This window comes from Shewanella canadensis (assembly GCF_003966225.1).
Taxonomy (GTDB): domain Bacteria; phylum Pseudomonadota; class Gammaproteobacteria; order Enterobacterales; family Shewanellaceae; genus Shewanella; species Shewanella canadensis.
This window is the reverse complement of the sequence record NZ_RXNU01000020.1, coordinates 24,433-48,542: the sequence shown is the minus strand read 5'-3', so window position 1 is coordinate 48,542 and position 24,110 is coordinate 24,433. Positions and strand designations below refer to the sequence as shown.

General features: G+C 54.9%; 25 protein-coding genes. 24 read left to right on the top strand and 1 reads right to left on the bottom strand.

What is annotated here, in order from left to right; genetic code table 11:
* Positions 1-201 precede the first annotated feature (201 nt).
* The 24 genes from EKG38_RS22945 to EKG38_RS22830 all read left to right on the top strand — a co-directional run bounded on the left by EKG38_RS22945 (position 202) and on the right by EKG38_RS22830 (position 22,569).
* Positions 202-747 (top strand): DNA-packaging protein, encoded by a 546-nt coding sequence (locus EKG38_RS22945; protein ID WP_000453580.1) that lies wholly within the window; start codon positions 202-204, stop codon positions 745-747.
* Entirely contained in the window at positions 722-2,647 is a 1,926-nt protein-coding gene (locus tag EKG38_RS22940; RefSeq protein WP_001027292.1) for a phage terminase large subunit family protein, read from the top strand. Before EKG38_RS22945 ends, EKG38_RS22940 begins: the two co-directional genes overlap by 26 nt.
* Positions 2,644-2,850, top strand: a complete 207-nt coding sequence (locus tag EKG38_RS22935; protein WP_000198149.1) for a phage head-tail joining protein — start codon at positions 2,644-2,646, stop codon at positions 2,848-2,850. Before EKG38_RS22940 ends, EKG38_RS22935 begins: the two co-directional genes overlap by 4 nt.
* Positions 2,847-4,448: a phage portal protein gene (locus EKG38_RS22930; RefSeq protein WP_001359455.1), complete on the top strand. Its 1,602-nt coding sequence runs from the start codon at positions 2,847-2,849 to the stop codon at positions 4,446-4,448. The genes EKG38_RS22935 and EKG38_RS22930 overlap by 4 nt, the downstream gene beginning before the upstream one ends.
* Positions 4,429-5,748 carry a S49 family peptidase gene (locus tag EKG38_RS22925; RefSeq protein WP_000123343.1) on the top strand — a complete coding sequence of 440 codons (1,320 nt, stop codon included), beginning with the start codon at positions 4,429-4,431 and terminating at the stop codon, positions 5,746-5,748. Before EKG38_RS22930 ends, EKG38_RS22925 begins: the two co-directional genes overlap by 20 nt.
* A 9-nt stretch (positions 5,749-5,757) precedes the next feature.
* The gene (locus tag EKG38_RS22920) at positions 5,758-6,090 is read left to right on the top strand and encodes a head decoration protein (protein WP_001297109.1); all 333 of its coding nucleotides are present in this window, start codon (positions 5,758-5,760) and stop codon (positions 6,088-6,090) included.
* A gap of 55 nt (positions 6,091-6,145) precedes the next feature.
* Positions 6,146-7,171 (top strand): major capsid protein, encoded by a 1,026-nt coding sequence (locus EKG38_RS22915; RefSeq protein WP_000063280.1) that lies wholly within the window; start codon positions 6,146-6,148, stop codon positions 7,169-7,171.
* A 41-nt stretch (positions 7,172-7,212) separates the two neighbouring features.
* On the top strand, positions 7,213-7,611 hold the full coding sequence (locus EKG38_RS22910) for a DNA-packaging protein FI (protein WP_000158919.1): 399 nt from the start codon (positions 7,213-7,215) through the stop codon (positions 7,609-7,611).
* An 11-nt stretch (positions 7,612-7,622) separates the two neighbouring features.
* Positions 7,623-7,976: a head-tail joining protein gene (locus EKG38_RS22905; RefSeq protein ID WP_000752979.1), complete on the top strand. Its 354-nt coding sequence runs from the start codon at positions 7,623-7,625 to the stop codon at positions 7,974-7,976.
* Positions 7,977-7,987: 11 nt separating this feature from the next.
* The gene (locus EKG38_RS22900) at positions 7,988-8,566 is read left to right on the top strand and encodes a phage tail protein (protein ID WP_000975070.1); all 579 of its coding nucleotides are present in this window, start codon (positions 7,988-7,990) and stop codon (positions 8,564-8,566) included.
* Positions 8,563-8,958 carry a phage minor tail U family protein gene (locus tag EKG38_RS22895; RefSeq protein WP_000683105.1) on the top strand — a complete coding sequence of 132 codons (396 nt, stop codon included), beginning with the start codon at positions 8,563-8,565 and terminating at the stop codon, positions 8,956-8,958. The genes EKG38_RS22900 and EKG38_RS22895 overlap by 4 nt, the downstream gene beginning before the upstream one ends.
* 7 nt (positions 8,959-8,965) lie before the next feature.
* The gene (locus EKG38_RS22890) at positions 8,966-9,706 is read left to right on the top strand and encodes a phage tail protein (protein WP_001349920.1); all 741 of its coding nucleotides are present in this window, start codon (positions 8,966-8,968) and stop codon (positions 9,704-9,706) included.
* Between the two features lie 15 nt (positions 9,707-9,721).
* Complete coding sequence (gpG, locus tag EKG38_RS22885) at positions 9,722-10,144, top strand: phage tail assembly chaperone G (protein ID WP_000479153.1); 423 nt, start codon at positions 9,722-9,724, stop codon at positions 10,142-10,144.
* Positions 10,126-10,560 (top strand): phage tail assembly protein T, encoded by a 435-nt coding sequence (locus EKG38_RS22880; protein ID WP_000459457.1) that lies wholly within the window; start codon positions 10,126-10,128, stop codon positions 10,558-10,560. Before gpG ends, EKG38_RS22880 begins: the two co-directional genes overlap by 19 nt.
* The gene (locus EKG38_RS22875) at positions 10,553-13,114 is read left to right on the top strand and encodes a phage tail tape measure protein (RefSeq protein ID WP_000840207.1); all 2,562 of its coding nucleotides are present in this window, start codon (positions 10,553-10,555) and stop codon (positions 13,112-13,114) included. The genes EKG38_RS22880 and EKG38_RS22875 overlap by 8 nt, the downstream gene beginning before the upstream one ends.
* Positions 13,111-13,440, top strand: coding sequence for a phage tail protein (locus EKG38_RS22870; protein ID WP_000847379.1), 330 nt, complete (start codon positions 13,111-13,113; stop codon positions 13,438-13,440). The genes EKG38_RS22875 and EKG38_RS22870 overlap by 4 nt, the downstream gene beginning before the upstream one ends.
* Positions 13,440-14,138: a phage minor tail protein L gene (locus EKG38_RS22865; RefSeq protein ID WP_001152639.1), complete on the top strand. Its 699-nt coding sequence runs from the start codon at positions 13,440-13,442 to the stop codon at positions 14,136-14,138. Before EKG38_RS22870 ends, EKG38_RS22865 begins: the two co-directional genes overlap by 1 nt.
* A 5-nt stretch (positions 14,139-14,143) precedes the next feature.
* The gene (locus EKG38_RS22860) at positions 14,144-14,887 is read left to right on the top strand and encodes a C40 family peptidase (RefSeq protein ID WP_000194780.1); all 744 of its coding nucleotides are present in this window, start codon (positions 14,144-14,146) and stop codon (positions 14,885-14,887) included.
* On the top strand, positions 14,824-15,456 hold the full coding sequence (locus EKG38_RS22855; RefSeq protein WP_000090889.1) for a tail assembly protein: 633 nt from the start codon (positions 14,824-14,826) through the stop codon (positions 15,454-15,456). Before EKG38_RS22860 ends, EKG38_RS22855 begins: the two co-directional genes overlap by 64 nt.
* A gap of 60 nt (positions 15,457-15,516) precedes the next feature.
* A complete protein-coding gene (gene gpJ / locus EKG38_RS22850; RefSeq protein ID WP_000515495.1) occupies positions 15,517-18,915 on the top strand; it encodes a phage attachment tail tip protein J in 3,399 nt (1,132 codons plus the stop codon).
* A 61-nt stretch (positions 18,916-18,976) separates the two neighbouring features.
* On the top strand, positions 18,977-19,597 hold the full coding sequence (lom, locus tag EKG38_RS22845) for an outer membrane beta-barrel protein Lom (protein ID WP_001246632.1): 621 nt from the start codon (positions 18,977-18,979) through the stop codon (positions 19,595-19,597).
* A gap of 64 nt (positions 19,598-19,661) precedes the next feature.
* Positions 19,662-20,867: a prophage tail fiber N-terminal domain-containing protein gene (locus EKG38_RS25490; protein ID WP_015979255.1), complete on the top strand. Its 1,206-nt coding sequence runs from the start codon at positions 19,662-19,664 to the stop codon at positions 20,865-20,867.
* A gap of 173 nt (positions 20,868-21,040) precedes the next feature.
* The gene (locus EKG38_RS22835) at positions 21,041-21,985 is read left to right on the top strand and encodes a phage tail protein (protein WP_015979257.1); all 945 of its coding nucleotides are present in this window, start codon (positions 21,041-21,043) and stop codon (positions 21,983-21,985) included.
* A gap of 11 nt (positions 21,986-21,996) precedes the next feature.
* Positions 21,997-22,569, top strand: a complete 573-nt coding sequence (locus EKG38_RS22830) for a tail fiber assembly protein (RefSeq protein ID WP_425277498.1) — start codon at positions 21,997-21,999, stop codon at positions 22,567-22,569.
* Between the two features lie 128 nt (positions 22,570-22,697).
* On the opposite strand, the gene EKG38_RS22825 is transcribed toward EKG38_RS22830, so the two are convergent.
* Positions 22,698-23,930: an Ea47 family protein gene (locus EKG38_RS22825; RefSeq protein ID WP_000162952.1), complete on the bottom strand. Its 1,233-nt coding sequence runs from the start codon at positions 23,928-23,930 to the stop codon at positions 22,698-22,700.
* Positions 23,931-24,110: the final 180 nt, after the last annotated feature.

Here is a 24,110-nt window from a genome sequence, read left to right as displayed (position 1 = left end):
CCGAGTGTCAGTGGGCGGCGACCTCGCGGGTTTTCGCTATTTATGAAAATTTTCCGGTTTAAGGCGTTTCCGTTCTTCTTCGTCATAACTTAATGTTTTTATTTAAAATACCCTCTGAAAAGAAAGGAAACGACAGGTGCTGAAAGCGAGCTTTTTGGCCTCTGTCGTTTCCTTTCTCTGTTTTTGTCCGTGGAATGAACAATGGAAGTCAACAAAAAGCAGCTGGCTGACATTTTCGGTGCGAGTATCCGTACCATTCAGAACTGGCAGGAACAGGGAATGCCCGTTCTGCGAGGCGGTGGCAAGGGTAATGAGGTGCTTTATGACTCTGCCGCCGTCATAAAATGGTATGCCGAAAGGGATGCTGAAATTGAGAACGAAAAGCTGCGCCGGGAGGTTGAAGAACTGCGGCAGGCCAGCGAGGCAGATCTCCAGCCAGGAACTATTGAGTACGAACGCCATCGACTTACGCGTGCGCAGGCCGACGCACAGGAACTGAAGAATGCCAGAGACTCCGCTGAAGTGGTGGAAACCGCATTCTGTACTTTCGTGCTGTCGCGGATCGCAGGTGAAATTGCCAGTATTCTCGACGGGCTCCCCCTGTCGGTGCAGCGGCGTTTTCCGGAACTGGAAAACCGACATGTTGATTTCCTGAAACGGGATATCATCAAAGCCATGAACAAAGCAGCCGCGCTGGATGAACTGATACCGGGGTTGCTGAGTGAATATATCGAACAGTCAGGTTAACAGGCTGCGGCATTTTGTCCGCGCCGGGCTTCGCTCACTGTTCAGGCCGGAGCCACAGACCGCCGTTGAATGGGCGGATGCTAATTACTATCTCCCGAAAGAATCCGCATACCAGGAAGGGCGCTGGGAAACACTGCCCTTTCAGCGGGCCATCATGAATGCGATGGGCAGCGACTACATCCGTGAGGTGAATGTGGTGAAGTCTGCCCGTGTCGGTTATTCCAAAATGCTGCTGGGTGTTTATGCCTACTTTATAGAGCATAAGCAGCGCAACACCCTTATCTGGTTGCCGACGGATGGTGATGCCGAGAACTTTATGAAAACCCACGTTGAGCCGACTATTCGTGATATTCCGTCGCTGCTGGCGCTGGCCCCGTGGTATGGCAAAAAGCACCGGGATAACACGCTCACCATGAAGCGTTTCACTAATGGGCGTGGCTTCTGGTGCCTGGGCGGTAAAGCGGCAAAAAACTACCGTGAAAAGTCGGTGGATGTGGCGGGTTATGATGAACTTGCTGCTTTTGATGATGATATTGAACAGGAAGGCTCTCCGACGTTCCTGGGTGACAAGCGTATTGAAGGCTCGGTCTGGCCAAAGTCCATCCGTGGCTCCACGCCAAAAGTGAGAGGCACCTGTCAGATTGAGCGTGCAGCCAGTGAATCCCCGCATTTTATGCGTTTTCATGTTGCCTGCCCGCATTGCGGGGAGGAGCAGTATCTTAAATTTGGCGACAAAGAGACGCCGTTTGGCCTCAAATGGACGCCGGATGACCCCTCCAGCGTGTTTTATCTCTGCGAGCATAATGCCTGCGTCATCCGCCAGCAGGAGCTGGACTTTACTGATGCCCGTTATATCTGCGAAAAGACCGGGATCTGGACCCGTGATGGCATTCTCTGGTTTTCGTCATCCGGTGAAGAGATTGAGCCACCTGACAGTGTGACCTTTCACATCTGGACAGCGTACAGCCCGTTCACCACCTGGGTGCAGATTGTCAAAGACTGGATGAAAACGAAAGGGGATACGGGAAAACGTAAAACCTTCGTAAACACCACGCTCGGTGAGACGTGGGAGGCGAAAATTGGCGAACGTCCGGATGCTGAAGTGATGGCAGAGCGGAAAGAGCATTATTCAGCGCCCGTTCCTGACCGTGTGGCTTACCTGACCGCCGGTATCGACTCCCAGCTGGACCGCTACGAAATGCGCGTATGGGGATGGGGGCCGGGTGAGGAAAGCTGGCTGATTGACCGGCAGATTATTATGGGCCGCCACGACGATGAACAGACGCTGCTGCGTGTGGATGAGGCCATCAATAAAACCTATACCCGCCGGAATGGTGCAGAAATGTCGATATCCCGTATCTGCTGGGATACTGGCGGGATTGACCCGACCATTGTGTATGAACGCTCGAAAAAACATGGGCTGTTCCGGGTGATCCCCATTAAAGGGGCATCCGTCTACGGAAAGCCGGTGGCCAGCATGCCACGTAAGCGAAACAAAAACGGGGTTTACCTTACCGAAATCGGTACGGATACCGCGAAAGAGCAGATTTATAACCGCTTCACACTGACGCCGGAAGGGGATGAACCGCTTCCCGGTGCCGTTCACTTCCCGAATAACCCGGATATTTTTGATCTGACCGAAGCGCAGCAGCTGACTGCTGAAGAGCAGGTCGAAAAATGGGTGGATGGCAGGAAAAAAATACTGTGGGACAGCAAAAAGCGACGCAATGAGGCACTCGACTGCTTCGTTTATGCGCTGGCGGCGCTGCGCATCAGTATTTCCCGCTGGCAGCTGGATCTCAGTGCGCTGCTGGCGAGCCTGCAGGAAGAGGATGGTGCAGCAACCAACAAGAAAACACTGGCAGATTACGCCCGTGCCTTATCCGGAGAGGATGAATGACGCGACAGGAAGAACTTGCCGCTGCCCGTGCGGCACTGCATGACCTGATGACAGGTAAACGGGTGGCAACAGTACAGAAAGACGGACGAAGGGTGGAGTTTACGGCCACTTCCGTGTCTGACCTGAAAAAATATATTGCAGAGCTGGAAGTGCAGACCGGCATGACACAGCGACGCAGGGGACCTGCAGGATTTTATGTATGAAAACGCCCACCATTCCCACCCTTCTGGGGCCGGACGGCATGACATCGCTGCGCGAATATGCCGGTTATCACGGCGGTGGCAGCGGATTTGGAGGGCAGTTGCGGTCGTGGAACCCACCGAGTGAAAGTGTGGATGCAGCCCTGTTGCCCAACTTTACCCGTGGCAATGCCCGCGCAGACGATCTGGTACGCAATAACGGCTATGCCGCCAACGCCATCCAGCTGCATCAGGATCATATCGTCGGGTCTTTTTTCCGGCTCAGTCATCGCCCAAGCTGGCGCTATCTGGGCATCGGGGAGGAAGAAGCCCGTGCCTTTTCCCGCGAGGTTGAAGCGGCATGGAAAGAGTTTGCCGAGGATGACTGCTGCTGCATTGACGTTGAGCGAAAACGCACGTTTACCATGATGATTCGGGAAGGTGTGGCCATGCACGCCTTTAACGGTGAACTGTTCGTTCAGGCCACCTGGGATACCAGTTCGTCGCGGCTTTTCCGGACACAGTTCCGGATGGTCAGCCCGAAGCGCATCAGCAACCCGAACAATACCGGCGACAGCCGGAACTGCCGTGCCGGTGTGCAGATTAATGACAGCGGTGCGGCGCTGGGATATTACGTCAGCGAGGACGGGTATCCTGGCTGGATGCCGCAGAAATGGACATGGATACCCCGTGAGTTACCCGGCGGGCGCGCCTCGTTCATTCACGTTTTTGAACCCGTGGAGGACGGGCAGACTCGCGGTGCAAATGTGTTTTACAGCGTGATGGAGCAGATGAAGATGCTCGACACGCTGCAGAACACGCAGCTGCAGAGCGCCATTGTGAAGGCGATGTATGCCGCCACCATTGAGAGTGAGCTGGATACGCAGTCAGCGATGGATTTTATTCTGGGCGCGAACAGTCAGGAGCAGCGGGAAAGGCTGACCGGCTGGATTGGTGAAATTGCCGCGTATTACGCCGCAGCGCCGGTCCGGCTGGGAGGCGCAAAAGTACCGCACCTGATGCCGGGTGACTCACTGAACCTGCAGACGGCTCAGGATACGGATAACGGCTACTCCGTGTTTGAGCAGTCACTGCTGCGGTATATCGCTGCCGGGCTGGGTGTCTCGTATGAGCAGCTTTCCCGGAATTACGCCCAGATGAGCTACTCCACGGCACGGGCCAGTGCGAACGAGTCGTGGGCGTACTTTATGGGGCGGCGAAAATTCGTCGCATCCCGTCAGGCGAGCCAGATGTTTCTGTGCTGGCTGGAAGAGGCCATCGTTCGCCGCGTGGTGACGTTACCTTCAAAAGCGCGCTTCAGTTTTCAGGAAGCCCGCAGTGCCTGGGGGAACTGCGACTGGATAGGCTCCGGTCGTATGGCCATCGATGGTCTGAAAGAAGTTCAGGAAGCGGTGATGCTGATAGAAGCCGGACTGAGTACCTACGAGAAAGAGTGCGCAAAACGCGGTGACGACTATCAGGAAATTTTTGCCCAGCAGGTCCGTGAAACGATGGAGCGCCGTGCAGCCGGTCTTAAACCGCCCGCCTGGGCGGCTGCAGCATTTGAATCCGGGCTGCGACAATCAACAGAGGAGGAGAAGAGTGACAGCAGAGCTGCGTAATCTCCCGCATATTGCCAGCATGGCCTTTAATGAGCCGCTGATGCTTGAACCCGCCTATGCGCGGGTTTTCTTTTGTGCGCTTGCAGGCCAGCTTGGGATCAGCAGCCTGACGGATGCGGTGTCCGGCGACAGCCTGACTGCCCAGGAGGCACTCGCGACGCTGGCATTATCCGGTGATGATGACGGACCACGACAGGCCCGCAGTTATCAGGTCATGAACGGCATCGCCGTGCTGCCGGTGTCCGGCACGCTGGTCAGCCGGACGCGGGCGCTGCAGCCGTACTCGGGGATGACCGGTTACAACGGCATTATCGCCCGTCTGCAACAGGCTGCCAGCGATCCGATGGTGGACGGCATTCTGCTCGATATGGACACGCCCGGCGGGATGGTGGCGGGGGCATTTGACTGCGCTGACATCATCGCCCGTGTGCGTGACATAAAACCGGTATGGGCGCTTGCCAACGACATGAACTGCAGTGCAGGTCAGTTGCTTGCCAGTGCCGCCTCCCGGCGTCTGGTCACGCAGACCGCCCGGACAGGCTCCATCGGCGTCATGATGGCTCACAGTAATTACGGTGCTGCGCTGGAGAAACAGGGTGTGGAAATCACGCTGATTTACAGCGGCAGCCATAAGGTGGATGGCAACCCCTACAGCCATCTTCCGGATGACGTCCGGGAGACACTGCAGTCCCGGATGGACGCAACCCGCCAGATGTTTGCGCAGAAGGTGTCGGCATATACCGGCCTGTCCGTGCAGGTTGTGCTGGATACCGAGGCTGCAGTGTACAGCGGTCAGGAGGCCATTGATGCCGGACTGGCTGATGAACTTGTTAACAGCACCGATGCGATCACCGTCATGCGTGATGCACTGGATGCACGTAAATCCCGTCTCTCAGGAGGGCGAATGACCAAAGAGACTCAATCAACAACTGTTTCAGCCACTGCTTCGCAGGCTGACGTTACTGACGTGGTGCCAGCGACGGAGGGCGAGAACGCCAGCGCGGCGCAGCCGGACGTGAACGCGCAGATCACCGCAGCGGTTGCGGCAGAAAACAGCCGCATTATGGGGATCCTCAACTGTGAGGAGGCTCACGGACGCGAAGAACAGGCACGCGTGCTGGCAGAAACCCCCGGTATGACCGTGAAAACGGCCCGCCGCATTCTGGCCGCAGCACCACAGAGTGCACAGGCGCGCAGTGACACTGCGCTGGATCGTCTGATGCAGGGGGCACCGGCACCGCTGGCTGCAGGTAACCCGGCATCTGATGCCGTTAACGATTTGCTGAACACACCAGTGTAAGGGATGTTTATGACGAGCAAAGAAACCTTTACCCATTACCAGCCGCAGGGCAACAGTGACCCGGCTCATACCGCAACCGCGCCCGGCGGATTGAGTGCGAAAGCGCCTGCAATGACCCCGCTGATGCTGGACACCTCCAGCCGTAAGCTGGTTGCGTGGGATGGCACCACCGACGGTGCTGCCGTTGGCATTCTTGCGGTTGCTGCTGACCAGACCAGCACCACGCTGACGTTCTACAAGTCCGGCACGTTCCGTTATGAGGATGTGCTCTGGCCGGAGGCTGCCAGCGACGAGACGAAAAAACGGACCGCGTTTGCCGGAACGGCAATCAGCATCGTTTAACTTTACCCTTCATCACTAAAGGCCGCCTGTGCGGCTTTTTTTACGGGATTTTTTTATGTCGATGTACACAACCGCCCAACTGCTGGCGGCAAATGAGCAGAAATTTAAGTTTGATCCGCTGTTTCTGCGTCTCTTTTTCCGTGAGAGCTATCCCTTCACCACGGAGAAAGTCTATCTCTCACAAATTCCGGGACTGGTAAACATGGCGCTGTACGTTTCGCCGATTGTTTCCGGTGAGGTTATCCGTTCCCGTGGCGGCTCCACCTCTGAATTTACGCCGGGATATGTCAAGCCGAAGCATGAAGTGAATCCGCAGATGACCCTGCGTCGCCTGCCGGATGAAGATCCGCAGAATCTGGCGGACCCGGCTTACCGCCGCCGTCGCATCATCATGCAGAACATGCGTGACGAAGAGCTGGCCATTGCTCAGGTCGAAGAGATGCAGGCAGTTTCTGCCGTGCTTAAGGGCAAATACACCATGACCGGTGAAGCCTTCGATCCGGTTGAGGTGGATATGGGCCGCAGTGAGGAGAATAACATCACGCAGTCCGGCGGCACGGAGTGGAGCAAGCGTGACAAGTCCACGTATGACCCGACCGACGATATCGAAGCCTACGCGCTGAACGCCAGCGGTGTGGTGAATATCATCGTGTTCGATCCGAAAGGCTGGGCGCTGTTCCGTTCCTTCAAAGCCGTCAAGGAGAAGCTGGATACCCGTCGTGGCTCTAATTCCGAGCTGGAGACAGCGGTGAAAGACCTGGGCAAAGCGGTGTCCTATAAGGGGATGTATGGCGATGTGGCCATCGTCGTGTATTCCGGACAGTACGTGGAAAACGGCGTCAAAAAGAACTTCCTGCCGGACAACACGATGGTGCTGGGGAACACTCAGGCACGCGGTCTGCGCACCTATGGCTGCATTCAGGATGCGGACGCACAGCGCGAAGGCATTAACGCCTCTGCCCGTTACCCGAAAAACTGGGTGACCACCGGCGATCCGGCGCGTGAGTTCACCATGATTCAGTCAGCACCGCTGATGCTGCTGGCTGACCCTGATGAGTTCGTGTCCGTACAACTGGCGTAATCATGGCCCTTCGGGGCCATTGTTTCTCTGTGGAGGAGTCCATGACGAAAGATGAACTGATTGCCCGTCTCCGCTCGCTGGGTGAACAACTGAACCGTGATGTCAGCCTGACGGGGACGAAAGAAGAACTGGCGCTCCGTGTGGCAGAGCTGAAAGAGGAGCTTGATGACACGGATGAAACTGCCGGTCAGGACACCCCTCTCAGCCGGGAAAATGTGCTGACCGGACATGAAAATGAGGTGGGATCAGCGCAGCCGGATACCGTGATTCTGGATACGTCTGAACTGGTCACGGTCGTGGCACTGGTGAAGCTGCATACTGATGCACTTCACGCCACGCGGGATGAACCTGTGGCATTTGTGCTGCCGGGAACGGCGTTTCGTGTCTCTGCCGGTGTGGCAGCCGAAATGACAGAGCGCGGCCTGGCCAGAATGCAATAACGGGAGGCGCTGTGGCTGATTTCGATAACCTGTTCGATGCTGCCATTGCCCGCGCCGATGAAACGATACGCGGGTACATGGGAACGTCAGCCACCATTACATCCGGTGAGCAGTCAGGTGCGGTGATACGTGGTGTTTTTGATGACCCTGAAAATATCAGCTATGCCGGACAGGGCGTGCGCGTTGAAGGCTCCAGCCCGTCCCTGTTTGTCCGGACTGATGAGGTGCGGCAGCTGCGGCGTGGAGACACGCTGACCATCGGTGAGGAAAATTTCTGGGTAGATCGGGTTTCGCCGGATGATGGCGGAAGTTGTCATCTCTGGCTTGGACGGGGCGTACCGCCTGCCGTTAACCGTCGCCGCTGAAAGGGGGATGTATGGCCATAAAAGGTCTTGAGCAGGCCGTTGAAAACCTCAGCCGTATCAGCAAAACGGCGGTGCCTGGTGCCGCCGCAATGGCCATTAACCGCGTTGCTTCATCCGCGATATCGCAGTCGGCGTCACAGGTTGCCCGTGAGACAAAGGTACGCCGGAAACTGGTAAAGGAAAGGGCCAGGCTGAAAAGGGCCACGGTCAAAAATCCGCAGGCCAGAATCAAAGTTAACCGGGGGGATTTGCCCGTAATCAAGCTGGGTAATGCGCGGGTTGTCCTTTCGCGCCGCAGGCGTCGTAAAAAGGGGCAGCGTTCATCCCTGAAAGGTGGCGGCAGCGTGCTTGTGGTGGGTAACCGTCGTATTCCCGGCGCGTTTATTCAGCAACTGAAAAATGGCCGGTGGCATGTCATGCAGCGTGTGGCTGGGAAAAACCGTTACCCCATTGATGTGGTGAAAATCCCGATGGCGGTGCCGCTGACCACGGCGTTTAAACAAAATATTGAGCGGATACGGCGTGAACGTCTTCCGAAAGAGCTGGGCTATGCGCTGCAGCATCAACTGAGGATGGTAATAAAGCGATGAAACATACTGAACTCCGTGCAGCCGTACTGGATGCACTGGAGAAGCATGACACCGGGGCGACGTTTTTTGATGGTCGCCCCGCTGTTTTTGATGAGGCGGATTTTCCGGCAGTTGCCGTTTATCTCACCGGCGCTGAATACACGGGCGAAGAGCTGGACAGCGATACCTGGCAGGCGGAGCTGCATATCGAAGTTTTCCTGCCTGCTCAGGTGCCGGATTCAGAGCTGGATGCGTGGATGGAGTCCCGGATTTATCCGGTGATGAGCGATATCCCGGCACTGTCAGATTTGATCACCAGTATGGTGGCCAGCGGCTATGACTACCGGCGCGACGATGATGCGGGCTTGTGGAGTTCAGCCGATCTGACTTATGTCATTACCTATGAAATGTGAGGACGCTATGCCTGTACCAAATCCTACAATGCCGGTGAAAGGTGCCGGGACCACCCTGTGGGTTTATAAGGGGAGCGGTGACCCTTACGCGAATCCGCTTTCAGACGTTGACTGGTCGCGTCTGGCAAAAGTTAAAGACCTGACGCCCGGCGAACTGACCGCTGAGTCCTATGACGACAGCTATCTCGATGATGAAGATGCAGACTGGACTGCGACCGGGCAGGGGCAGAAATCTGCCGGAGATACCAGCTTCACGCTGGCGTGGATGCCCGGAGAGCAGGGGCAGCAGGCGCTGCTGGCGTGGTTTAATGAAGGCGATACCCGTGCCTATAAAATCCGCTTCCCGAACGGCACGGTCGATGTGTTCCGTGGCTGGGTCAGCAGTATCGGTAAGGCGGTGACGGCGAAGGAAGTGATCACCCGCACGGTGAAAGTCACCAATGTGGGACGTCCGTCGATGGCAGAAGATCGCAGCACGGTAACAGCGGCAACCGGCATGACCGTGACGCCTGCCAGCACCTCGGTGGTGAAAGGGCAGAGCACCACGCTGACCGTGGCCTTCCAGCCGGAGGGCGTAACCGACAAGAGCTTTCGTGCGGTGTCTGCGGATAAAACAAAAGCCACCGTGTCGGTCAGTGGTATGACCATCACCGTGAACGGCGTTGCTGCAGGCAAGGTCAACATTCCGGTTGTATCCGGTAATGGTGAGTTTGCTGCGGTTGCAGAAATTACCGTCACCGCCAGTTAATCCGGAGAGTCAGCGATGTTCCTGAAAACCGAATCATTTGAACATAACGGTGTGACCGTCACGCTTTCTGAACTGTCAGCCCTGCAGCGCATTGAGCATCTCGCCCTGATGAAACGGCAGGCAGAACAGGCGGAGTCAGACAGCAACCGGAAGTTTACTGTGGAAGACGCCATCAGAACCGGCGCGTTTCTGGTGGCGATGTCCCTGTGGCATAACCATCCGCAGAAGACGCAGATGCCGTCCATGAATGAAGCCGTTAAACAGATTGAGCAGGAAGTGCTTACCACCTGGCCCACGGAGGCAATTTCTCATGCTGAAAACGTGGTGTACCGGCTGTCTGGTATGTATGAGTTTGTGGTGAATAATGCCCCTGAACAGACAGAGGACGCCGGGCCCGCAGAGCCTGTTTCTGCGGGAAAGTGTTCGACGGTGAGCTGAGTTTTGCCCTGAAACTGGCGCGTGAGATGGGGCGACCCGACTGGCGTGCCATGCTTGCCGGGATGTCATCCACGGAGTATGCCGACTGGCACCGCTTTTACAGTACCCATTATTTTCATGATGTTCTGCTGGATATGCACTTTTCCGGGCTGACGTACACCGTGCTCAGCCTGTTTTTCAGCGATCCGGATATGCATCCGCTGGATTTCAGTCTGCTGAACCGGCGCGAGGCTGACGAAGAGCCTGAAGATGATGTGCTGATGCAGAAAGCGGCAGGGCTTGCCGGAGGTGTCCGCTTTGGCCCGGACGGGAATGAAGTTATCCCCGCTTCCCCGGATGTGGCGGACATGACGGAGGATGACGTAATGCTGATGACAGTATCAGAAGGGATCGCAGGAGGAGTCCGGTATGGCTGAACCGGTAGGCGATCTGGTCGTTGATTTGAGTCTGGATGCGGCCAGATTTGACGAGCAGATGGCCAGAGTCAGGCGTCATTTTTCTGGTACGGAAAGTGATGCGAAAAAAACAGCGGCAGTCGTTGAACAGTCGCTGAGCCGACAGGCGCTGGCTGCACAGAAAGCGGGGATTTCCGTCGGGCAGTATAAAGCCGCCATGCGTATGCTGCCTGCACAGTTCACCGACGTGGCCACGCAGCTTGCAGGCGGGCAAAGTCCGTGGCTGATCCTGCTGCAACAGGGGGGGCAGGTGAAGGACTCCTTCGGCGGGATGATCCCCATGTTCAGGGGGCTTGCCGGTGCGATCACCCTGCCGATGGTGGGGGCCACCTCGCTGGCGGTGGCGACCGGTGCGCTGGCGTATGCCTGGTATCAGGGCAACTCAACCCTGTCCGATTTCAACAAAACGCTGGTCCTTTCCGGCAATCAGGCGGGACTGACGGCAGATCGTATGCTGGTCCTGTCCAGAGCCGGGCAGGCGGCAGGGCTGACGTTTAACCAGACCAGCGAGTCACTCAGCGCACTGGTTAAGGCGGGGGTAAGCGGTGAGGCTCAGATTGCGTCCATCAGCCAGAGTGTGGCGCGTTTCTCCTCTGCATCCGGCGTGGAGGTGGACAAGGTCGCTGAAGCCTTCGGGAAGCTGACCACAGACCCGACGTCGGGGCTGACGGCGATGGCTCGCCAGTTCCATAACGTGTCGGCGGAGCAGATTGCGTATGTTGCTCAGTTGCAGCGTTCCGGCGATGAAGCCGGGGCATTGCAGGCGGCGAACGAGGCCGCAACGAAAGGGTTTGATGACCAGACCCGCCGCCTGAAAGAGAACATGGGCACGCTGGAGACCTGGGCAGACAGGACTGCGCGGGCATTCAAATCCATGTGGGATGCGGTGCTGGATATTGGTCGTCCTGATACCGCGCAGGAGATGCTGATTAAGGCAGAGGCTGCGTATAAGAAAGCAGACGACATCTGGAATCTGCGCAAGGATGATTATTTTGTTAACGATGAAGCGCGGGCGCGTTACTGGGATGATCGTGAAAAGGCCCGTCTTGCGCTTGAAGCCGCCCGAAAGAAGGCTGAGCAGCAGACTCAACAGGACAAAAATGCGCAGCAGCAGAGCGATACCGAAGCGTCACGGCTGAAATATACCGAAGAGGCGCAGAAGGCTTACGAACGGCTGCAGACGCCGCTGGAGAAATATACCGCCCGTCAGGAAGAACTGAACAAGGCACTGAAAGACGGGAAAATCCTGCAGGCGGATTACAACACGCTGATGGCGGCGGCGAAAAAGGATTATGAAGCGACGCTGAAAAAGCCGAAACAGTCCAGCGTGAAGGTGTCTGCGGGCGATCGTCAGGAAGACAGTGCTCATGCTGCCCTGCTGACGCTTCAGGCAGAACTCCGGACGCTGGAGAAGCATGCCGGAGCAAATGAGAAAATCAGCCAGCAGCGCCGGGATTTGTGGAAGGCGGAGAGTCAGTTCGCGGTACTGGAGGAGGCGGCGCAACGTCGCCAGCTGTCTGCACAGGAGAAATCCCTGCTGGCGCATAAAGATGAGACGCTGGAGTACAAACGCCAGCTGGCTGCACTTGGCGACAAGGTTACGTATCAGGAGCGCCTGAACGCGCTGGCGCAGCAGGCGGATAAATTCGCACAGCAGCAACGGGCAAAACGGGCCGCCATTGATGCGAAAAGCCGGGGGCTGACTGACCGGCAGGCAGAACGGGAAGCCACGGAACAGCGCCTGAAGGAACAGTATGGCGATAATCCGCTGGCGCTGAATAACGTCATGTCAGAGCAGAAAAAGACCTGGGCGGCTGAAGACCAGCTTCGCGGGAACTGGATGGCAGGCCTGAAGTCCGGCTGGAGTGAGTGGGAAGAGAGCGCCACGGACAGTATGTCGCAGGTAAAAAGTGCAGCCACGCAGACCTTTGATGGTATTGCACAGAATATGGCGGCGATGCTGACCGGCAGTGAGCAGAACTGGCGCAGCTTCACCCGTTCCGTGCTGTCCATGATGACAGAAATTCTGCTTAAGCAGGCAATGGTGGGGATTGTCGGGAGTATCGGCAGCGCCATTGGCGGGGCTGTTGGTGGCGGCGCATCCGCGTCAGGCGGTACAGCCATTCAGGCCGCTGCGGCGAAATTCCATTTTGCAACCGGAGGATTTACGGGAACCGGCGGCAAATATGAGCCAGCGGGGATTGTTCACCGTGGTGAGTTTGTCTTCACGAAGGAGGCAACCAGCCGGATTGGCGTGGGGAATCTTTACCGGCTGATGCGCGGCTATGCCACCGGCGGTTATGTCGGTACACCGGGCAGCATGGCAGACAGCCGGTCGCAGGCGTCCGGGACGTTTGAGCAGAATAACCATGTGGTGATTAACAACGACGGCACGAACGGGCAGATAGGTCCGGCTGCTCTGAAGGCGGTGTATGACATGGCCCGCAAGGGTGCCCGTGATGAAATTCAGACACAGATGCGTGATGGTGGCCTGTTCTCCGGAGGTGGACGATGAAGACCTTCCGCTGGAAAGTGAAACCCGGTATGGATGTGGCTTCGGTCCCTTCTGTAAGAAAGGTGCGCTTTGGTGATGGCTATTCTCAGCGAGCGCCTGCCGGGCTGAATGCCAACCTGAAAACGTACAGCGTGACGCTTTCTGTCCCCCGTGAGGAGGCCACGGTACTGGAGTCGTTTCTGGAAGAGCACGGGGGCTGGAAATCCTTTCTGTGGACGCCGCCTTATGAGTGGCGGCAGATAAAGGTGACCTGCGCAAAATGGTCGTCGCGGGTCAGTATGCTGCGTGTTGAGTTCAGCGCAGAGTTTGAACAGGTGGTGAACTGATGCAGGATATCCGGCAGGAAACACTGAATGAATGCACCCGTGCGGAGCAGTCGGCCAGCGTGGTGCTCTGGGAAATCGACCTGACAGAGGTCGGTGGAGAACGTTATTTTTTCTGTAATGAGCAGAACGAAAAAGGTGAGCCGGTCACCTGGCAGGGGCGACAGTATCAGCCGTATCCCATTCAGGGGAGCGGTTTTGAACTGAATGGCAAAGGCACCAGTACGCGCCCCACGCTGACGGTTTCTAACCTGTACGGTATGGTCACCGGGATGGCGGAAGATATGCAGAGTCTGGTCGGCGGAACGGTGGTCCGGCGTAAGGTTTACGCCCGTTTTCTGGATGCGGTGAACTTCGTCAACGGAAACAGTTACGCCGATCCGGAGCAGGAGGTGATCAGCCGCTGGCGCATTGAGCAGTGCAGCGAACTGAGCGCGGTGAGTGCCTCCTTTGTACTGTCCACGCCGACGGAAACGGATGGCGCTGTTTTTCCGGGACGTATCATGCTGGCCAACACCTGCACCTGGACCTATCGCGGTGACGAGTGCGGTTATAGCGGTCCGGCTGTCGCGGATGAATATGACCAGCCAACGTCCGATATCACGAAGGATAAATGCAGCAAATGCCTGAGCGGTTGTAAGTTCCGCAATAACGTCGGCAACTTTGGCGGCTTCCTTTCCATTAACAAACTTTCGCAGTAAATCCCATGACACAGACAGAATCAGCGATTCTGGCGCACGCCCGGCGATGTGCGCCAGCGGAGTCGTGCGGCTTCGTGGTAAGCACGCCGGAGGGGGAAAGATATTTCCCCTGCGTGAATATCTCCGGTGAGCCGGAGGCGTATTTCCGTATGTCGCCGGAAGACTGGCTGCAGGCAGAAATGCAGGGTGAGATTGTGGCGCTGGTCCACAGCCACCCCGGTGGTCTGCCCTGGCTGAGTGAGGCCGACCGGCGGCTGCAGGTGCAGAGTGATTTGCCGTGGTGGCTGGTCTGCCGGGGGACGATTCATAAGTTCCGCTGTGTGCCGCATCTCACCGGGCGGCGCTTTGAGCACGGTGTGACGGACTGTTACACACTGTTCCGGGATGCTTATCATCTGGCGGGGATTGAGATGCCGGACTTTCATCGTGAGGATGACTGGTGGCGTAACGGCCAGAATCTCTATCTGGATAATCTGGAGGCGACGGGGCTGTATCAGGTGCCGTTGTCAGCGGCACAGCCGGGCGATGTGCTGCTGTGCTGTTTTGGTTCATCAGTGCCGAATCACGCCGCAATTTACTGCGGCGACGGCGAGCTGCTGCACCATATTCCTGAACAACTGAGCAAACGAGAGAGGTACACCGACAAATGGCAGCGACGCACACACTCCCTCTGGCGTCACCGGGCATGGCGCGCATCTGCCTTTACGGGGATTTACAACGATTTGGTCGCCGCATCGACCTTCGTGTGAAAACGGGGGCTGAAGCCATCCGGGCACTGGCCACACAGCTCCCGGCGTTTCGTCAGAAACTGAGCGACGGCTGGTATCAGGTACGGATTGCCGGGCGGGACGTCAGCACGTCCGGGTTAACGGCGCAGTTACATGAGACTCTGCCTGATGGCGCTGTAATTCATATTGTTCCCAGAGTCGCCGGGGCCAAGTCAGGTGGCGTATTCCAGATTGTCCTGGGGGCTGCCGCCATTGCCGGATCATTCTTTACCGCCGGAGCCACCCTTGCAGCATGGGGGGCAGCCATTGGGGCCGGTGGTATGACCGGCATCCTGTTTTCTCTCGGTGCCAGTATGGTGCTCGGTGGTGTGGCGCAGATGCTGGCACCGAAAGCCAGAACTCCCCGTATACAGACAACGGATAACGGTAAGCAGAACACCTATTTCTCCTCACTGGATAACATGGTTGCCCAGGGCAATGTTCTGCCTGTTCTGTACGGGGAAATGCGCGTGGGGTCACGCGTGGTTTCTCAGGAGATCAGCACGGCAGACGAAGGGGACGGTGGTCAGGTTGTGGTGATTGGTCGCTGATGCAAAATGTTTTATGTGAAACCGCCTGCGGGCGGTTTTGTCATTTATGGAGCGTGAGGAATGGGTAAAGGAAGCAGTAAGGGGCATACCCCGCGCGAAGCGAAGGACAACCTGAAGTCCACGCAGTTGCTGAGTGTGATCGATGCCATCAGCGAAGGGCCGATTGAAGGTCCGGTGGATGGCTTAAAAAGCGTGCTGCTGAACAGTACGCCGGTGCTGGACACTGAGGGGAATACCAACATATCCGGTGTCACGGTGGTGTTCCGGGCTGGTGAGCAGGAGCAGACTCCGCCGGAGGGATTTGAATCCTCCGGCTCCGAGACGGTGCTGGGTACGGAAGTGAAATATGACACGCCGATCACCCGCACCATTACGTCTGCAAACATCGACCGTCTGCGCTTTACCTTCGGTGTACAGGCACTGGTGGAAACCACCTCAAAGGGTGACAGGAATCCGTCGGAAGTCCGCCTGCTGGTTCAGATACAACGTAACGGTGGCTGGGTGACGGAAAAAGACATCACCATTAAGGGCAAAACCACCTCGCAGTATCTGGCCTCGGTGGTGATGGGTAACCTGCCGCCGCGCCCGTTTAATATCCGGATGCGCAGGATGACGCCGGACAGCACCACAGACCAGCTGCAGAACAAAACGCTCTGGTCGTCATACACTGAAATCATCGATGTGAAACAGTGCTACCCGAACACGGCACTGGTCGGCGTGCAGGTGGACTCGGAGCAGTTCGGCAGCCAGCAGGTGAGCCGTAATTATCATCTGCGCGGGCGTATTCTGCAGGTGCCGTCGAACTATAACCCGCAGACGCGGCAATACAGCGGTATCTGGGACGGAACGTTTAAACCGGCATACAGCAACAACATGGCCTGGTGTCTGTGGGATATGCTGACCCATCCGCGCTACGGCATGGGGAAACGTCTTGGTGCGGCGGATGTGGATAAATGGGCGCTGTATGTCATCGGCCAGTACTGCGACCAGTCAGTGCCGGACGGCTTTGGCGGCACGGAGCCGCGCATCACCTGTAATGCGTACCTGACCACACAGCGTAAGGCGTGGGATGTGCTCAGCGATTTCTGCTCGGCGATGCGCTGTATGCCGGTATGGAACGGGCAGACGCTGACGTTCGTGCAGGACCGACCGTCGGATAAGACGTGGACCTATAACCGCAGTAATGTGGTGATGCCGGATGATGGCGCGCCGTTCCGCTACAGCTTCAGCGCCCTGAAGGACCGCCATAATGCCGTTGAGGTGAACTGGATTGACCCGAACAACGGCTGGGAGACGGCGACAGAGCTTGTTGAAGATACGCAGGCCATTGCCCGTTACGGTCGTAATGTTACGAAGATGGATGCCTTTGGCTGTACCAGCCGGGGGCAGGCACACCGCGCCGGGCTGTGGCTGATTAAAACAGAACTGCTGGAAACGCAGACCGTGGATTTCAGCGTCGGCGCAGAAGGGCTTCGCCATGTACCGGGCGATGTTATTGAAATCTGCGATGATGACTATGCCGGTATCAGCACCGGTGGTCGTGTGCTGGCGGTGAACAGCCAGACCCGGACGCTGACGCTCGACCGTGAAATCACGCTGCCATCCTCCGGTACCGCGCTGATAAGCCTGGTTGACGGAAGTGGCAATCCGGTCAGCGTGGAGGTTCAGTCCGTCACCGACGGCGTGAAGGTAAAAGTGAGCCGTGTTCCTGACGGTGTTGCTGAATACAGCGTATGGGAGCTGAAGCTGCCGACGCTGCGCCAGCGACTGTTCCGCTGCGTGAGTATCCGTGAGAACGACGACGGCACGTATGCCATCACCGCCGTGCAGCATGTGCCGGAAAAAGAGGCCATCGTGGATAACGGGGCGCACTTTGACGGCGAACAGAGTGGCACGGTGAATGGTGTCACGCCGCCAGCGGTGCAGCACCTGACCGCAGAAGTCACTGCAGACAGCGGGGAATATCAGGTGCTGGCGCGATGGGACACACCGAAGGTGGTGAAGGGCGTGAGTTTCCTGCTCCGTCTGACCGTAACAGCGGACGACGGCAGTGAGCGGCTGGTCAGCACGGCCCGGACGACGGAAACCACATACCGCTTCACGCAACTGGCGCTGGGGAACTACAGGCTGACAGTCCGGGCGGTAAATGCGTGGGGGCAGCAGGGCGATCCGGCGTCGGTATCGTTCCGGATTGCCGCACCGGCAGCACCGTCGAGGATTGAGCTGACGCCGGGCTATTTTCAGATAACCGCCACGCCGCATCTTGCCGTTTATGACCCGACGGTACAGTTTGAGTTCTGGTTCTCGGAAAAGCAGATTGCGGATATCAGACAGGTTGAAACCAGCACGCGTTATCTTGGTACGGCGCTGTACTGGATAGCCGCCAGTATCAATATCAAACCGGGCCATGATTATTACTTTTATATCCGCAGTGTGAACACCGTTGGCAAATCGGCATTCGTGGAGGCCGTCGGTCGGGCGAGCGATGATGCGGAAGGTTACCTGGATTTTTTCAAAGGCAAGATAACCGAATCCCATCTCGGCAAGGAGCTGCTGGAAAAAGTCGAGCTGACGGAGGATAACGCCAGCAGACTGGAGGAGTTTTCGAAAGAGTGGAAGGATGCCAGTGATAAGTGGAATGCCATGTGGGCTGTCAAAATTGAGCAGACCAAAGACGGCAAACATTATGTCGCGGGTATTGGCCTCAGCATGGAGGACACGGAGGAAGGCAAACTGAGCCAGTTTCTGGTTGCCGCCAATCGTATCGCATTTATTGACCCGGCAAACGGGAATGAAACGCCGATGTTTGTGGCGCAGGGCAACCAGATATTCATGAACGACGTGTTCCTGAAGCGCCTGACGGCCCCCACCATTACCAGCGGCGGCAATCCTCCGGCCTTTTCCCTGACACCGGACGGAAAGCTGACCGCTAAAAATGCGGATATCAGTGGCAGTGTGAATGCGAACTCCGGGACGCTCAGTAATGTGACGATAGCTGAAAACTGTACGATAAACGGTACGCTGAGGGCGGAAAAAATCGTCGGGGACATTGTAAAGGCGGCGAGCGCGGCTTTTCCGCGCCAGCGTGAAAGCAGTGTGGACTGGCCGTCAGGTACCCGTACTGTCACCGTGACCGATGACCATCCTTTTGATCGCCAGATAGTGGTGCTTCCGCTGACGTTTCGCGGAAGTAAGCGTACTGTCAGCGGCAGGACAACGTATTCGATGTGTTATCTGAAAGTACTGATGAACGGTGCGGTGATTTATGATGGCGCGGCGAACGAGGCGGTACAGGTGTTCTCCCGTATTGTTGACATGCCAGCGGGTCGGGGAAACGTGATCCTGACGTTCACGCTTACGTCCACACGGCATTCGGCAGATATTCCGCCGTATACGTTTGCCAGCGATGTGCAGGTTATGGTGATTAAGAAACAGGCGCTGGGCATCAGCGTGGTCTGAGTGTGTTACAGAGGTTCGTCCGGGAACGGGCGTTTTATTATAAAACAGTGAGAGGTGAACGATGCGTAATGTGTGTATTGCCGTTGCTGTCTTTGCCGCACTTGCGGTGACAGTCACTCCGGCCCGTGCGGAAGGTGGACATGGTACGTTTACGGTGGGCTATTTTCAAGTGAAACCGGGTACATTGCCGTCGTTGTCGGGCGGGGATACCGGTGTGAGTCATCTGAAAGGGATTAACGTGAAGTACCGTTATGAGCTGACGGACAGTGTGGGGGTGATGGCTTCCCTGGGGTTCGCCGCGTCGAAAAAGAGCAGCACAGTGATGACCGGGGAGGATACGTTTCACTATGAGAGCCTGCGTGGACGTTATGTGAGCGTGATGGCCGGACCGGTTTTACAAATCAGTAAGCAGGTCAGTGCGTACGCCATGGCCGGAGTGGCTCACAGTCGGTGGTCCGGCAGTACAATGGATTACCGTAAGACGGAAATCACTCCCGGGTATATGAAAGAGACGACCACTGCCAGGGACGAAAGTGCAATGCGGCATACCTCAGTGGCGTGGAGTGCAGGTATACAGATTAATCCGGCAGCGTCCGTCGTTGTTGATATTGCTTATGAAGGCTCCGGCAGTGGCGACTGGCGTACTGACGGATTCATCGTTGGGGTCGGTTATAAATTCTGATTAGCCAGGTAACACAGTGTTATGACAGCCCGCCGGAACCGGTGGGCTTTTTTGTGGGGTGAATATGGCAGTAAAGATTTCAGGAGTCCTGAAAGACGGCACAGGAAAACCGGTACAGAACTGCACCATTCAGCTGAAAGCCAGACGTAACAGCACCACGGTGGTGGTGAACACGGTGGGCTCAGAGAATCCGGATGAAGCCGGGCGTTACAGCATGGATGTGGAGTACGGTCAGTACAGTGTCATCCTGCAGGTTGACGGTTTTCCACCATCGCACGCCGGGACCATCACCGTGTATGAAGATTCACAACCGGGGACGCTGAATGATTTTCTCTGTGCCATGACGGAGGATGATGCCCGGCCGGAGGTGCTGCGTCGTCTTGAACTGATGGTGGAAGAGGTGGCGCGTAACGCGTCCGTGGTGGCACAGAGTACGGCAGACGCGAAGAAATCAGCCGGCGATGCCAGTGCATCAGCTGCTCAGGTCGCGGCCCTTGTGACTGATGCAACTGACTCAGCACGCGCCGCCAGCACGTCCGCCGGACAGGCTGCATCGTCAGCTCAGGAAGCGTCCTCCGGCGCAGAAGCGGCATCAGCAAAGGCCACTGAAGCGGAAAAAAGTGCCGCAGCCGCAGAGTCCTCAAAAAACGCGGCGGCCACCAGTGCCGGTGCGGCGAAAACGTCAGAAACGAATGCTGCAGCGTCACAACAATCAGCCGCCACGTCTGCCTCCACCGCGGCCACGAAAGCGTCAGAGGCCGCCACTTCAGCACGAGATGCGGTGGCCTCAAAAGAGGCAGCAAAATCATCAGAAACGAACGCATCATCAAGTGCCGGTCGTGCAGCTTCCTCGGCAACGGCGGCAGAAAATTCTGCCAGGGCGGCAAAAACGTCCGAGACGAATGCCAGGTCATCTGAAACAGCAGCGGAACGGAGCGCCTCTGCCGCGGCAGACGCAAAAACAGCGGCGGCGGGGAGTGCGTCAACGGCATCCACGAAGGCGACAGAGGCTGCGGGAAGTGCGGTATCAGCATCGCAGAGCAAAAGTGCGGCAGAAGCGGCGGCAATACGTGCAAAAAATTCGGCAAAACGTGCAGAAGATATAGCTTCAGCTGTCGCGCTTGAGGATGCGGACACAACGAGAAAGGGGATAGTGCAGCTCAGCAGTGCAACCAACAGCACGTCTGAAACGCTTGCTGCAACGCCAAAGGCGGTTAAGGTGGTAATGGATGAAACGAACAGAAAAGCCCACTGGACAGTCCGGCACTGACCGGAACGCCAACAGCACCAACCGCGCTCAGGGGAACAAACAATACCCAGATTGCGAACACCGCTTTTGTACTGGCCGCGATTGCAGATGTTATCGACGCGTCACCTGACGCACTGAATACGCTGAATGAACTGGCCGCAGCGCTCGGGAATGATCCAGATTTTGCTACCACCATGACTAACGCGCTTGCGGGTAAACAACCGAAGAATGCGACACTGACGGCGCTGGCAGGGCTTTCCACGGCGAAAAATAAATTACCGTATTTTGCGGAAAATGATGCCGCCAGCCTGACTGAACTGACTCAGGTTGGCAGGGATATTCTGGCAAAAAATTCCGTTGCAGATGTTCTTGAATACCTTGGGGCCGGTGAGAATTCGGCCTTTCCGGCAGGTGCGCCGATCCCGTGGCCATCAGATATCGTTCCGTCTGGCTACGTCCTGATGCAGGGGCAGGCGTTTGACAAATCAGCCTACCCAAAACTTGCTGTCGCGTATCCATCGGGTGTGCTTCCTGATATGCGAGGCTGGACAATCAAGGGGAAACCCGCCAGCGGTCGTGCTGTATTGTCTCAGGAACAGGATGGAATTAAGTCGCACACCCACAGTGCCAGTGCATCCGGTACGGATTTGGGGACGAAAACCACATCGTCGTTTGATTACGGGACGAAAACAACAGGCAGTTTCGATTACGGCACCAAATCGACGAATAACACGGGGGCTCATGCTCACAGTCTGAGCGGTTCAACAGGGGCCGCGGGTGCTCATGCCCACACAAGTGGTTTAAGGATGAACAGTTCTGGCTGGAGTCAGTATGGAACAGCAACCATTACAGGAAGTTTATCCACAGTTAAAGGAACCAGCACACAGGGTATTGCTTATTTATCGAAAACGGACAGTCAGGGCAGCCACAGTCACTCATTGTCCGGTACAGCCGTGAGTGCCGGTGCACATGCGCATACAGTTGGTATTGGTGCGCACCAGCATCCGGTTGTTATCGGTGCTCATGCCCATTCTTTCAGTATTGGTTCACACGGACACACCATCACCGTTAACGCTGCGGGTAACGCGGAAAACACCGTCAAAAACATTGCATTTAACTATATTGTGAGGCTTGCATAATGGCATTCAGAATGAGTGAACAACCACGGACCATAAAAATTTATAATCTGCTGGCCGGAACTAATGAATTTATTGGTGAAGGTGACGCATATATTCCGCCTCATACCGGTCTGCCTGCAAACAGTACCGATATTGCACCGCCAGATATTCCGGCTGGCTTTGTGGCTGTTTTCAACAGTGATGAGGCATCGTGGCATCTCGTTGAAGACCATCGGGGTAAAACCGTCTATGACGTGGCTTCCGGCGACGCGTTATTTATTTCTGAACTCGGTCCGTTACCGGAAAATTTTACCTGGTTATCGCCGGGAGGGGAATATCAGAAGTGGAACGGCACAGCCTGGGTGAAGGATACGGAAGCAGAAAAACTGTTCCGGATCCGGGAGGCGGAAGAAACAAAAAAAAGCCTGATGCAGGTAGCCAGTGAGCATATTGCGCCGCTTCAGGATGCTGCAGATCTGGAAATTGCAACGAAGGAAGAAACCTCGTTGCTGGAAGCCTGGAAGAAGTATCGGGTGTTGCTGAACCGTGTTGATACATCAACTGCACCTGATATTGAGTGGCCTGCTGTCCCTGTTATGGAGTAATCGTTTTGTGATATGCCGCAGAAACGTTGTATGAAATAACGTTCTGCGGTTAGTTAGTATATTGTAAAGCTGAGTATTGGTTTATTTGGCGATTATTATCTTCAGGAGAATAATGGAAGTTCTATGACTCAATTGTTCATAGTGTTTACATCACCGCCAATTGCTTTTAAGACTGAACGCATGAAATATGGTTTTTCGTCATGTTTTGAGTCTGCTGTTGATATTTCTAAAGTCGGTTTTTTTTCTTCGTTTTCTCTAACTATTTTCCATGAAATACATTTTTGATTATTATTTGAATCAATTCCAATTACCTGAAGTCTTTCATCTATAATTGGCATTGTATGTATTGGTTTATTGGAGTAGATGCTTGCTTTTCTGAGCCATAGCTCTGATATCCAAATGAAGCCATAGGCATTTGTTATTTTGGCTCTGTCAGCTGCATAACGCCAAAAAATATATTTATCTGCTTGATCTTCAAATGTTGTATTGATTAAATCAATTGGATGGAATTGTTTATCATAAAAAATTAATGTTTGAATGTGATAACCGTCCTTTAAAAAAGTCGTTTCTGCAAGCTTGGCTGTATAGTCAACTAACTCTTCTGTCGAAGTGATATTTTTAGGCTTATCTACCAGTTTTAGACGCTCTTTAATATCTTCAGGAATTATTTTATTGTCATATTGTATCATGCTAAATGACAATTTGCTTATGGAGTAATCTTTTAATTTTAAATAAGTTATTCTCCTGGCTTCATCAAATAAAGAGTCGAATGATGTTGGCGAAATCACATCGTCACCCATTGGATTGTTTATTTGTATGCCAAGAGAGTTACAGCAGTTATACATTCTGCCATAGATTATAGCTAAGGCATGTAATAATTCGTAATCTTTTAGCGTATTAGCGACCCATCGTCTTTCTGATTTAATAATAGATGATTCAGTTAAATATGAAGGTAATTTCTTTTGTGCAAGTCTGACTAACTTTTTTATACCAATGTTTAACATACTTTCATTTGTAATAAACTCAATGTCATTTTCTTCAATGTAAGATGAAATAAGAGTAGCCTTTGCCTCGCTATACATTTCTAAATCGCCTTGTTTTTCTATCGTATTGCGAGAATTTTTAGCCCAAGCCATTAATGGATCATTTTTCCATTTTTCAATAACATTATTGTTATACCAAATGTCATATCCTATAATCTGGTTTTTGTTTTTTTGAATAATAAATGTTACTGTTCTTGCGGTTTGGAGGAATTGATTCAAATTCAAGCGAAATAATTCAGGGTCAAAATATGTATCAATGCAGCATTTGAGCAAGTGCGATAAATCTTTAAGTCTTCTTTCCCATGGTTTTTTAGTCATAAAACTCTCCATTTTGATAGGTTGCATGCTAGATGCTGATATATTTTAGAGGTGATAAAATTAACTGCTTAACTGTCAATGTAATACAAGTTGTTTGATCTTTGCAATGATTCTTATCAGAAACCATATAGTAAATTAGTTACACAGGAAATTTTTAATATTATTATTATCATTCATTAT